Raw genomic sequence first — 11,831 nt, forward strand, 5'->3', positions numbered from 1 at the left:
TAATTTAGCAGCGGTTAATGCCAGAAATCAGTAACTTCGTATCCCAAATCTTCTAGCATCTGCCGCAGCAGAGGTAAACTCAGTCCAATGACATTGCTGTGACAACCGGCGATTTTTTCCACGAATAAACTACCAAACCCCTCCAGGGCGAAAGCCCCCGCACACCTGAGAGGTTCTCCTGTAGCGACATAGGCTTGAATTGTGCGATCGCTCATTTTAGCGAAATATACTCTTGTTACCTGACACCTAACTAAAGTCCGATGTTGGTAGAGGTCAATTAACACATGACCAGTATACAGGTCGCCGAATTTACCTTGCATTAATTGCCAACGGGCTATAGCTTCAGCATCATCGGCTGGCTTACCATAAATTTTACCATCCACAGCCAAAACCGAATCACAACCCATAATCAAAGCTGATTCAAACTGTGGAACTACAGTTTCCGCCTTGCGTTGTGCGAGAAGTTGGACTAATTCTGCTGGTTCATTGACTTGAATTTGCGACTCATCAAAATCACTAGGTCTAACTATCACTTTCATCCCAACAGTTTGCAGCAAGCGGTGGCGGGCTTGGGAAGCTGAAGCGAGTACAAATTGAGGTGTTGTCATAAGACTTTTGCTAAAATATGGCAGTCAAAACCACAGAAACTAAAAGAAGTGCTGGCGGGGAGCATGATTTGCGTGTATTACAGCTCCCCATACTATAGTCAGTTGTATTTAGTCCAGGGGAGGAATTACCTTGTTAATACACCGAGAAAGAATTTACAACATTTGCTATCAAGCCTTTAACCCTCTGCCAACGCCTTTCGGGAATTGATGCATTAAAGGTAAACAATTTACCACGGCTGACAGCAACACTGGCGACATTATGTCTGTCTTCCAGATTAGGAAGTTTTACCTCATACTCTAGAATATAGTATGTTTTCCCATTAGATTCTCGTTGCAAAGCGTTGACTAATTCCGCCGAACGACCAGACTCTGGGGGAGCAAGAACCGCTTTTCCTAATTTGTATCCTATTTCTGTGGGTGTTCCCAGTTCTGTCAAATCTTGATCATCAGGAACCGGGCTAATAACTACAGAAACATTTTCAGATATTTCTATCAAATCGTGGAACACTACATCAGGGCCATTGTCAACTTTAACTTGTAACCAGCCATTAGGGTATAAAAACTCATAACCATCATAAGAGTCTACAAAACTTTTCAGTCCGGCTGCGGCAGCTACACCAGGATTACTGAGGCTGATACTCAAAACTAATAGCAAAATAAATACAATTCTTTTCCACATTTGTTAAGATTCCTGTAGTCGGGGGAAAAAATCAGACAAGCCTGATTTCTGGTTTTTATCTTTGTCAGGGGGGTTGGGGGAGCTATGAGACTCACACCTTAATCTTTAACTCAGTTTAGGATACATGGAGGCACTCATGCTAATTTTACGGGTCGTGATGCCTAAAGACCCTGGGGTTAACTCCAGGGGTTAAAATTCCGGGAAAACAGTCCAATATGAACTAATAAATATATAATTAATGTTTATAGTGAGAATTTTAAGATTGGAAGCTAATAGCTGATAGATCACTATGGATCTTGAAAATTGCTACAATTTATTGGGTTTGAAGTCAGGAGCCTCTTTGGCTGACATCAAAGCGTCTTACAGACGATTGGCACAGCAATATCATCCCGATGTTAATCCCAATGACATCAAAACTAAAGATAAGTTTATTGCCTTAACAGAAGCTTACAAGTTCCTTTTAACGGTAGTTCCTGCTGAGGATATCTCCCCACCGTCAAGTAATTCTTCTGAGTCCGGGCGTAATCATATCAAATCCAGACCTGCCCAAAAACCGCCCACCACAAGCGTTAGATTAGAAAAGCCCCCAAGAGCAAAGCCGCCTAATATTGCCGAAATAGAACAGCGCCTGAAGTGGAAGACTTATGAACAGCTGCAACGATTTCTCAAGGAAAAAAGATTTTCCCAAGCGATCGCCCTAGTGGAAGCTTTAGCAGCACGGTTACCCACAGATAAAGAAGTTCGCCAATGGCAAGCCGTCGCTTATCAAATCTGGGGACGGGTTTTAATCTCCCAAAATCAATTGTTAAAAGCGAGAATTTATCTCAAAAAAGCTCTGAATACAGATCATAATAATCAGACTCTCTGGCGGGAAGTCCAACAAGACTTCCAAAAATTAGAGCAGCTTTGTTTTTAATCCCCTATGTGGATTTATGGCAGATAATTCAGTAATTACACTGTTATCATAGAGTGACATTTATCATTTTTTACTCATAGCTTCACCTAGCCGCATTAGTCCTGGGGAACAATCAAACCTGTCTAGGTGAATTTCAATTAAAGAAACACATTCGGTATTCACCTTGGCTTGAGCTAAAGCTATCTCTAATTCCCCTTCTGTAGACACTTCACAACTCCAACTTTCGCCAAATATTTGTGGTATTTGATGATACTTCCATGGTTGGATATCATTATAAAGGCCATCTTTAATGACGCGCTCAATGGTATAACCATCATTATTAATGAGGAAAATAATCGGGTTCAGCCGATGGCGGATAATGGTGGATAGTTCTTGAGCAGTCATTTGAAAAGCTCCATCTCCCACAAAAATTATCGGGCGGCGATCGCGATCGGCCATAGCGGCACCCAAACAAGCAGGGATAGAATAACCAATGGATAAATAAAAGGCTTGGCCAATAAAATCTGTCTCTTCAGGCATTAATAAATCCATTGTAGAGATAATTGCATCTCCAGTATCAGAAATGACAATACAAGCATCTTCTAGAAAATGGTTGATGCGTTCATAAAACCGCCCATTAGTCAGTTTGTTTTCAGGTTGGGGTGTAAAACTGGTGGCGATGACATCCGCAGCAGGGGTAAAGTCTAAAGTTTGAGCATCTTTTTTGTGTAGCTTGTTAATTAAACCATCAATGAAATCTCCCAGATAAACAGGTTGGTAAAAATGATGCTTAATCTTGACCTTCTCTGAGTTAGCATTAATTAGCTTGTGGGCATTCAGGTCAGCTGTATATATGCCCAAATTCATATCAGACATAATTGCACCCAGACACAATACACAGTCAGCGGTTTCGATGCGTTGACGCACATTATCTCGACTCAAAGCACCTACATAATTGCCAATAAATTGGGGGTGCATCTCAGAAATGCAAGATTTACCCAGCATGGTTGTAGCTACCGGGTAACCAGTAGTTGCTAAAAGTTGCAACAGTTGCTTTTCCAGATTAAATCTATGAAACTCCACACCGGCTAAAATTACGGGGTGGTGTGCTTTGTTCAATAATTCAACTGCTTCTTCTACGGCTTCTTCTAAAGCTTCTGGTAATGTTTCTGGGGTTGTTAACTTCAATGAAGAATAGAGCTTACCCTGGGGAACATGGCAAGGTTGATGTACTAAATCCAGGGGAATTTCAATATAAACAGGTCGTTTGTAGTGGAGACAAGCCGCCAGAGCTTGGTCAATTTGATTTGCGGCTTGACTGGCTATAGTCAGACTGACAGCAGCAACTGTGATTTTTTCCATAATGGACAGTTGCAGGTTATAGTCTCCCGTGGTGTGGTGTAGAAGCAAGTTAGTTTTCTTCACCGAACTGTTAGGCGCACCACTAATGACTACCAGAGGAACCCTTTCCGCATAAGCGCCAACTACCGCATTAACTAAGCTAAAGCCACCCACACCGTAGGTAATACAAACAGCACCTAAACCTTTAACCCGTGCGTAGGCATCTGCTGCATAACCGGCATTGAGTTCATTACAGTTACAAATTAAATTTATAGGAGTTTGGGTTAAAACATCCATCAAGTCTAAAACATAATCTCCTGGCACGCCAAATATATGTTGAACACCGAGGCTGTGTAATCGATGAAATAAATATTCACTAACTGTGGTCATGGTAGTAGGAAATTAGTTAGTCATTAATATTATTTATGCCCATTTATACTTAGAAAAACAGCCTGTATATTATACAGGATATTTGATTTGATTGAGTTACACCAGTGGGGGCAGGATGCATATATCACAATATTTTTACAATTAATATCTATATCTCATATAAGTAGAATATATTGTATATATAATCACAAAATTATCATATTGACAATCCAGAGTTTTTTGCTGGATATTTCAGCCCAGAAAGGAGCCGGAGGTTAAAACCCCTATCTCATGGCGCTAAGGTTTTACACTTGTGGGAGTTGAGGGTAGGTGAAGAAAAGTTTTTCACCTCACCCCTGTTTACCTGTGATTAGAGTCTTGGGAGTGAGGTTGTGTATTTTATGCAGTATTCCTAAGCGGCTTCAATTAAGGCGCTCCAGTCAGCAGGTAGGCGGGATGTTAATTCCTGGATTTTGTCTTTGACAGCTTCTTTGGTGACTCGCAGAGTTTCCTGAATTAGCTCACTAGCTTGAATATCATCTAATTTGAATTGTTCGCAAATCACAGCAATATACTCATCAGCGGAAATAGGCAGCTTTCTGACTTGGTGGGAGTGCAGTCTTTGATAGTTAAGAGGCTCAGGAAGGTTGTCGGTGAGTTGGTGTGCTTGTTCTTCGTCTAGTTTGCTGGCTAAAATTCCCAGAACTGCTTTGACGGCTGCATCAGCTGTTTCTCTATCTGGGATGAAGGAGAGTTTACCCGCAGCATCGAGAAATTGTTCATATTCCATTGTGTCCCTCGTTGAATTTGTATAATAATTCTTTGGTAAATCAATTAAACTCGGACTTCTTCAGGCCAGAGTTCTCGTAATGCTGGGGGCATCATATTAATCACATCGTCAATTTCGCCTCTGGTGATCCGTTCAGCTAGTAGCTGGAATACGGCACGGACTACACTTTCTGCGTCTATGTCTGGTTCGGTTCTGCGGAAGTCATCACGGATATGCTGTAAAAATGCTTCTTTATTCCTTTCTTTGGTGGGGGTGGCTCCGGGTCGCCAGTTTTCGTAATAAAACCCCCCTAGGAGGATGGGTAACTGCGCTCCTAAATGTGCTGCTTCTGGTACGGTTAGGCGATCGCGCAGGGCGTGCAATGTGGAACGCAAGGCTTGAAAGACTTGGTGTTTACTTTCCCAGCCTAGTTTATTACACAGGTCATTGACCCAAGGAATTGTAGTTTGAACTGTCGTATCAAAGATATCCAGTCCTGTGATTGTCATATTGATGGCTCCTGTCAAGTGCCTTGATTTGGCAAGGGTGGGGATTTAGGGCACAAGTCCCGACTCTATTCGATTTCAAGGCTTTTTATGTCCTCCAGTCCATCCTAATCAGTGAGCAATTCTTTCTCCTCTGACTAATGGGGTGTCATTCCTGATTTACGGCTCTATCTCAGGGATTTTTTCCCTGTTAAAACCTACTGTGATTTAAATTACACCATTATACCCGACTATTTTTATCGGGTATGTTTGACGGGTATTTTGTGTCGTGTTAGCATCAATTCACAGTTGACTGACAAAACAGGGAAGGCTTCATTTATGACTCAGGCAATCACCAAAGATACCCAATCAACAACCTCGACTTTAAAAGCTTTAAAGTGTAAAGAATGTGGTGCGGAATACGAACTTAAAGCCAGTCATGTTTGTGAGTTATGCTTTGGTCCACTGGAAGTTAAGTATGACTACAGTGAGTTGCGGCTGAGTGTGACCCGTGAAAAAATCGCCGCTGGACCTAACTCTATTTGGCGCTACCGTCCCTTTTTGCCTGTCGCAACTGACAATGTTATAGATGTGGGAACAGGTATGACTCCCCTGGTACGTTCCCACCGGTTGGCTCGTCGCCTGGGTCTGAATAAACTTTATATTAAAAATGATGCTGTAAATATGCCCACCCTGAGCTTTAAGGATCGGGTGGTGTCGGTGGCTCTCAGCCGGGCGCGGGAATTGGGTTTTAGTACTGTGTCCTGTGCTAGCACTGGTAACTTGGCAAATTCTACAGCTGCGATCGCTGCTTATGCTGGTTTAGATTGTTGTGTATTCATCCCTGCCGATTTAGAAGCTGGTAAAGTCCTAGGTAGCTTAATCTACAGTCCTACACTGATGGCAGTTAAGGGGAACTACGATCAGGTAAATCGTCTCTGCTCGGAAGTTGCCAATACACACGGTTGGGGTTTTGTCAATATCAATTTACGTCCTTATTATTCTGAAGGTTCCAAGACTCTCGGCTTTGAAGTAGCAGAACAATTAGGCTGGGAACTACCAGATCACATTGTTGCGCCCCTAGCTTCTGGTTCTTTGTTTACAAAAATTTATAAAGGTTTCCAAGAGTTCGTAGAGGTCGGTTTAGTAGAAGGTAAGAATGTCCGCTTTAGTGGCGCTCAAGCGGAAGGTTGCTCACCTATCGCCGAAGCGTTCAAAGAAGGTCGCGACTTTATTAAACCGGTAAAACCGAATACGATTGCTAAGTCCATCGCCATTGGTAACCCGGCAGATGGGATTTATGCTGTAGAAATTGCCCAAAAGACTGGCGGTAATATAGAATCGGTTAATGATGCAGAAATTATTGAAGGCATCAAGCTATTAGCGGAAACTGAAGGTATTTTCACAGAAACAGCAGGCGGAACAACCGTGGCTGTGCTGAAAAAATTAGTCGAAGCTGGCAAGATTGACCCAGATGAAACTACCGTGGTTTACATTACCGGTAATGGATTAAAAACCCAAGAAGCAGTTCAAGGTTACGTCGGTGAACCTTTGACAATTGATGCTAAACTCGATAGTTTTGAACGTGCCTTAGAGCGCTCTCGTACACTTGACCGCTTGGAATGGCAACAAGTTCTAGTTTAGTTAGAAGTTGTGAGTTAAGGGTTTTTTCTCACTTTCAATTCCTAGCTGCACTCTTAACTCTATTATTCACTCGCAAATTTTTAGCTCTATGGCTGTTACAGTTTTAGTTCCCACCGCCCTACAAAAATTTACTAATAACCAAGCTACCCTGACTTGCACTGGTAGTAATGTGTCCGAGCTGTTCGATTCTCTAGAAGAAAACTGTCCAGGGATAAAATCCCGGTTGTGCGATGAGAAGGGACAGGCGCGACGGTTTCTCAATTTCTATGTTAATAGTGAAGATATCCGGTTTTTAGATGGGATAAATACACCCCTGAAAGATGGGGATGAGGTGAGTATTGTCCCGGCGGTGGCTGGTGGTTGATTAGGTAGTGATTAGTGATTGGGGGTGCATAGCAGGTTGAGTTGACAGCGATCGCCTGGCTGTCCTATGTCAAAATGAAGTTAACCGACCACGAAAAACCGAGCGATCGCTCCCCAAGCTAAACAAAGGATTGACCAGAGCAATGGCAGAAGAAAAGAATCAAAATCAAGGGGGAGAAGTAGCCCCCAAAGCCGCAAAACCCGCTGCGGCGGCGAAAAAGGAAAAACCCCCAGCTGTGGAAGATAAGCCCTTTGTGGAGTTTATGGAGCAGCACTACTTACCAACTTTGCAAAAAGCGATCGCCGAGCAAGGTGTACAGGACTTACAGCTGTCCTTTGCTAAACAGAAACTTCCCGTCGCGGGGTTTCAGTCAGCCGAAGAGTGTTGGCAAGTTATCGGTAGTTGGCAAAATGGCCAGCGTCAGTTTAATGTATACTTCCCAGAGGAAAGCATCACTGGCAAAAAGGGATTTTCCTGTAACGAAGGTAAAAAACCCAGCACCCTGGAGTCATTCCTAATTGATGAGCGCAAAATTACATTAGACCTTTTGGTATTTGGTTTAGTGCAGCGTTTGAACGGTCAAAAGTGGCTAGGTAGAAATTAGTTGAGTTCGTCAAAGTAGTAGGTGACAACTCCAGTAGTGGGGTTGTTACCTATTCTGACATAGCCTGATGTTAACATTTCCTTCAGGGTAGCTTCTACTTCTGCAAAGCCTGCGCCTGTAGCACTCACACCTTGAGTAACGGTTAAAGTACCACCCTTGGCTTCAGCTGCGCGAAGCAATGCAATCATTAATTGCTCACCAGTGGGGTGATGGACTTGGGCGGCGATCGCCTGTTGATTCATAGGTACACCCAGGGAAGATAAACCCGCTTTAGCTCTGAGATTCTGTTCATAGTCATTAACCATATTGGGGATGAGTAACAAATCTACAAATTGCCCTACACCAAATACACCCCCAGTAAACAGCCACAACAGACCAGTTCCGATCTTACCGTTGTATAAACGATGCAATCCTCCTAAGCCCAAAAACAAGGCTGCACTCAAGATATAAGAGACAAGAAGACGGTCATTATGCTGATTTTTTTCAGAATTCATCTTATTTTCCACCCTTGAGATTTGATGTTGATTTCCTTCCAGGTTAGTCGGGGTAATTTCAGGGTCTGATTCAATCCAATCATTGATATAGCAGGGGATACATTAAGTATTAATATTTAATCATAATGTAATATGAATAACTAATTGGACTTGAATTACAGAGATTTGTCTAATGATCATATCTGTGTGCTATCCTCACAACACTCTAACAAACTCATTCACCAGGATAGGGAATATTAATTGATTTGACCACCAATTGCTGATGATTAGTTCCCCCCAGCGGCAAATATTGTTGCAACTCTTAACTTTTTATATACTAAATTTTAGGCTGCATATTGGTAGACTGAACTTTATACAAATAAACTATTCTGGTCTCCTGCGCCTTGCGAGAGCATGACCCCGATACCAATTGACTCAGACTGTGTAACAGATATAATCGTCTGGACACCCAGATGTATTCTCACTTTCACCAAAAAATTGGTATAGGCTTTGTAATCAAGATCCTAAAGACAAAAGAGCAATTAAAACATGGTAGATTCCCTCAAAAAACCAGGCTTTGAAGAAATCCGTCCAGGGGTAAAAGTCCCGGCTAAAGAAACCCTATTAACACCCCGTTTTTACACTACCGATTTTGATGAGATGGCTAAGATGGACATCTCGGTTAATGAAGACGAGTTACAAGCCATCCTAGAAGAGTTTCGTGCTGACTACAACCGCCATCACTTCGTGAGAGATGGAGAGTTTGAGCAGTCCTGGGAGCATATTGACGGGGAAACTCGCCGATTATTCGTGGAATTCCTAGAACGTTCTTGTACAGCAGAATTTTCGGGATTTTTACTGTACAAAGAACTGGGTCGCCGTTTAAAGGGAAAAAGCCCCGTATTAGCTGAGTGCTTCAACCTCATGTCGCGAGATGAAGCTCGTCATGCAGGGTTTTTGAACAAAGCTATGTCAGACTTCAATCTGTCCCTAGATTTGGGCTTTTTGACTAAGAGCCGCGCTTATACCTTTTTTAAGCCAAAATTCATATTCTACGCTACTTATCTTTCAGAAAAAATTGGTTATTGGCGTTATATCACTATTTATCGTCATTTAGAAGCAAATCCTGAAGATAGAATCTACCCAATTTTCCGGTTCTTTGAAAACTGGTGTCAAGATGAAAACCGTCATGGGGATTTCTTTGACGCTATTATGAGATCCCAGCCGCAAATGTTGAACGACTGGAAAGCCAAGCTGTGGAGCCGCTTTTTCTTGTTGTCAGTATTTGCTACTATGTATCTGAATGACATTCAGCGTAAAGACTTTTATGCCTCTATTGGTCTGGATGCCAGAGAATACGACATCTATGTGATTAAAAAGACTAATGAAAATGCGGGTCGAGTCTTCCCGCTGATGCTGGATGTAGATAACCCAGAATTTTATCAGCGTTTAGATGTGTGTATCCAGAATAATGAAAAATTAAGTGCGATCGCTAACTCTAAAACGCCCAAATTCTTACAATTCTTCCAAAAACTGCCCATTTATATCTCTCATGGGTGGCAGTTTTTGCGTTTGTACTTAATGAAACCTATTGATACTGTTTCTACCCATGGAGCAGTTCGCTAAGTGAGATAATTCATTTTTGTTTGGGAAATTTTTGTGATTTTGTGGTTTTGTGATATACAGAACCACTTTTTTATGATTCGATGAGATGAAATTTAGAAAAAAACGTCATCACGTAGTGATACCAGCGAGGTATACCGTGATTGCTCAAGGTTTTAATAAGAAGCTTCTTAGGGTAACATTCTACAAAGCAAACAATTACTTGGCAAGGTTCTATCCCCAACCGCTGATAATTATGGATTTTTTAAATTATCTTTCATTGTTTTTAACTCGTCTTCAATTTCCCAACGGCGAAACTTTTCTTCTAAATCGTCGAATCCTGTGGTATAATTACTAGTATAATTCCACCAGTCGTCGTTTTTTAAATGCTGCTGGCTTTGAGTGCGGGCTGTTCGGGCTTCTGTGGCCTTGGCTTGTACCTCCTGACGGCGGGCTTGAATTTTCCGCAGCAGTTCTTGAGATTGGGTGATGCGTTCTTTTAACCCCTGCATTTGTCCCCATCGCTGGTTACCTTCCCGTAATAGGGCGGCTTCCCTTGCTTGTGCTGCTGCGGCTAAATCGGGTCTACCTGCATTTTGGGCTTTTTGTACCCGGATGTGCCAACGCTGAATTTCTTGGGCGGTGGATAGGATTTGATCTTGCGATCGCTTTTCTTGTAATTTTAAATCTGCAATCAGTTTTAAAGTATCTTCTTCTTGCTGTCGCAACTGTTCTAACAGCGCTTCTAATTCCAGATGGGGATTATTGCGCAAGAATTCTTCTAAACGCTCTTCTAGAAACCGACTCAAATCATCAAATAAGCCCACGGGAAAAACTCCAGAAGTTGTGAATGTATCTATTTTATTCTAGATTTGGATGGATGATAAAGCCGGTAATCATACGGACTACATTAGTAAACTCTTGGGGGTTAGCTTGTAAGTAAGCAGCATAACTTACAGGGTCATGCACTTCCACCATTTTCTTAGGTCTATCCAGTTTAATTACCTTGTTTTCTGGGGTGAGTTCACCGACTACAGAAAGTAAGGTTCTGGCCCTTTTTTCATCAGGTCCTTTGAGGACTTGTAACAGTAGTCTACCATCAACAATCTTGCTAGTAGATACGCCCTTGTTTTTGTAGTCCTTGAGGTGTTGACCATCAATACATAAAAAAGTATGGCCTCCAATGGTGACGTTATTGTCATGAATAACAAAAGCCCAAGGTTCTAAGGGTGTAAGGTCTGGGTTGATGGTTTCCTGGTGACTCTGACTAGTTGGGGTTGAATTCATATATTTTTTAATGGGTTTGGCTAAATTATACCCCACAGATCCCTGACTTCTAGCTAAGTTAGCCTAGATTATCTGTGATGATGTGAGAAGTCGGGGATCTTGCACCTACAGTGAGTTTAAAAACCTAATTGCTCGTTCATAACCAGCGGTATTACCTTGAGTGAGGAATAATTGCGCTGCTCTTTGGAAGTTTTCCCTGGCTTTGTTGATGTCTCCTAGGTTAAGGTAAACAAAACCGCGATTACCGTAAGCATTAGCATAATCAGGATTAATCCCAATAGCTTGGGTGTAATCAGCCAATGCTAAATCCCATTTCTGCTGGTTATAGTAAACAATACCGCGATTGTAGTAAGCATCACCAAAATTAGGATTAATCGCAATAGCTTGGTTATAATCAGCCACAGCTAAATCCCATTTCTGCAGGTTACGGTAAACAATACCGCGATTGTTGTAAAAAGCAGCACGGGGACTGAGTTTAATCGCCTGATTTATCGCCAACTCAGCCTCTGCATACCTCTTTAAATCAGACAACACGCTAGACTTCTCATTATACAAATTAGGATTACCATCCTCCAGCTTAATCGCCTGATTGATAGCATCCAGCGCCCTATCCAGTTGCTGTAATCCCCTATAAACTACACTCAGATAATCCCAAGCTGGGACAAAATCACCTCTAGCCTTTACCGCCAATTCTAACGCTGCTGCTGCTTC

The 11,831-nt window shown here is 42.1% G+C and carries 14 protein-coding genes; 5 read left to right on the plus strand and 9 right to left on the minus strand.

The genetic code is table 11. From position 1 onward, the window contains the following. Positions 1–14: 14 nt before the first annotated feature. Positions 15–608 carry a nucleoside triphosphate pyrophosphatase gene (locus NWP21_RS07905; RefSeq protein ID WP_280792250.1) on the minus strand — a complete coding sequence of 198 codons (594 nt, stop codon included), beginning with the start codon at positions 606–608 and terminating at the stop codon, positions 15–17. A gap of 133 nt (positions 609–741) precedes the next feature. Further along, on the minus strand, positions 742–1,287 hold the full coding sequence (gene psbP / locus NWP21_RS07910; protein WP_280792251.1) for a photosystem II reaction center PsbP: 546 nt from the start codon (positions 1,285–1,287) through the stop codon (positions 742–744). 289 nt (positions 1,288–1,576) lie between these two features. Here psbP and NWP21_RS07915 point away from each other — a divergent pair, with 289 nt between their 5' ends. Continuing rightward, positions 1,577–2,203, plus strand: a complete 627-nt coding sequence (locus NWP21_RS07915) for a J domain-containing protein (RefSeq protein ID WP_280792252.1) — start codon at positions 1,577–1,579, stop codon at positions 2,201–2,203. A 63-nt stretch (positions 2,204–2,266) separates the two neighbouring features. On the opposite strand, the gene NWP21_RS07920 is transcribed toward NWP21_RS07915, so the two are convergent. The 3 genes from NWP21_RS07920 to NWP21_RS07930 all read right to left on the minus strand — a co-directional run bounded on the left by NWP21_RS07920 (position 2,267) and on the right by NWP21_RS07930 (position 5,170). Beyond that, positions 2,267–3,913 carry a thiamine pyrophosphate-binding protein gene (locus NWP21_RS07920; RefSeq protein ID WP_280792253.1) on the minus strand — a complete coding sequence of 549 codons (1,647 nt, stop codon included), beginning with the start codon at positions 3,911–3,913 and terminating at the stop codon, positions 2,267–2,269. Between the two features lie 391 nt (positions 3,914–4,304). After that, the gene (locus tag NWP21_RS07925) at positions 4,305–4,682 is read right to left on the minus strand and encodes a DUF2267 domain-containing protein (RefSeq protein WP_271731163.1); all 378 of its coding nucleotides are present in this window, start codon (positions 4,680–4,682) and stop codon (positions 4,305–4,307) included. Between the two features lie 44 nt (positions 4,683–4,726). After that, positions 4,727–5,170 carry a DUF2267 domain-containing protein gene (locus NWP21_RS07930; RefSeq protein ID WP_271731164.1) on the minus strand — a complete coding sequence of 148 codons (444 nt, stop codon included), beginning with the start codon at positions 5,168–5,170 and terminating at the stop codon, positions 4,727–4,729. Between the two features lie 315 nt (positions 5,171–5,485). On the opposite strand from NWP21_RS07930, the gene thrC reads away from it, so the two are divergent. The 3 genes from thrC (at position 5,486) to NWP21_RS07945 (ending at position 7,758) form a co-directional block, all read left to right on the plus strand. Continuing rightward, positions 5,486–6,790, plus strand: a complete 1,305-nt coding sequence (gene thrC, locus NWP21_RS07935; protein ID WP_271731165.1) for a threonine synthase — start codon at positions 5,486–5,488, stop codon at positions 6,788–6,790. Positions 6,791–6,878: 88 nt separating this feature from the next. Further along, entirely contained in the window at positions 6,879–7,154 is a 276-nt protein-coding gene (locus tag NWP21_RS07940; protein WP_271731166.1) for a MoaD/ThiS family protein, read from the plus strand. Positions 7,155–7,296: 142 nt separating this feature from the next. After that, on the plus strand, positions 7,297–7,758 hold the full coding sequence (locus tag NWP21_RS07945) for a DUF2996 domain-containing protein (RefSeq protein ID WP_280792254.1): 462 nt from the start codon (positions 7,297–7,299) through the stop codon (positions 7,756–7,758). On the opposite strand, the gene NWP21_RS07950 is transcribed toward NWP21_RS07945, so the two are convergent. Continuing rightward, positions 7,755–8,252 (minus strand): TM2 domain-containing protein, encoded by a 498-nt coding sequence (locus NWP21_RS07950; RefSeq protein ID WP_280792255.1) that lies wholly within the window; start codon positions 8,250–8,252, stop codon positions 7,755–7,757. The two genes, NWP21_RS07945 and NWP21_RS07950, sit on opposite strands and share 4 nt — an antisense overlap. Positions 8,253–8,780: 528 nt before the next feature. Here NWP21_RS07950 and acsF point away from each other — a divergent pair. Then, positions 8,781–9,857: a magnesium-protoporphyrin IX monomethyl ester (oxidative) cyclase gene (gene acsF, locus NWP21_RS07955; protein ID WP_280792256.1), complete on the plus strand. Its 1,077-nt coding sequence runs from the start codon at positions 8,781–8,783 to the stop codon at positions 9,855–9,857. A gap of 230 nt (positions 9,858–10,087) precedes the next feature. On the opposite strand, the gene NWP21_RS07960 is transcribed toward acsF, so the two are convergent. The 3 genes from NWP21_RS07960 to NWP21_RS07970 form a co-directional block, all read right to left on the minus strand. After that, positions 10,088–10,660, minus strand: a complete 573-nt coding sequence (locus NWP21_RS07960; protein WP_280792257.1) for a TIGR04376 family protein — start codon at positions 10,658–10,660, stop codon at positions 10,088–10,090. Between the two features lie 34 nt (positions 10,661–10,694). Continuing rightward, positions 10,695–11,120, minus strand: a complete 426-nt coding sequence (locus NWP21_RS07965; RefSeq protein WP_280792258.1) for a hypothetical protein — start codon at positions 11,118–11,120, stop codon at positions 10,695–10,697. Positions 11,121–11,225: 105 nt separating this feature from the next. Further along, a partial coding sequence (locus tag NWP21_RS07970) for a tetratricopeptide repeat protein (protein WP_280792259.1) occupies positions 11,226–11,831 on the minus strand: 606 nt, incomplete at its 5' end.

The sequence above is a fragment of the Anabaenopsis sp. FSS-46 genome (assembly GCF_029891665.1).
Classification (GTDB): domain Bacteria; phylum Cyanobacteriota; class Cyanobacteriia; order Cyanobacteriales; family Nostocaceae; genus Anabaenopsis; species Anabaenopsis arnoldii.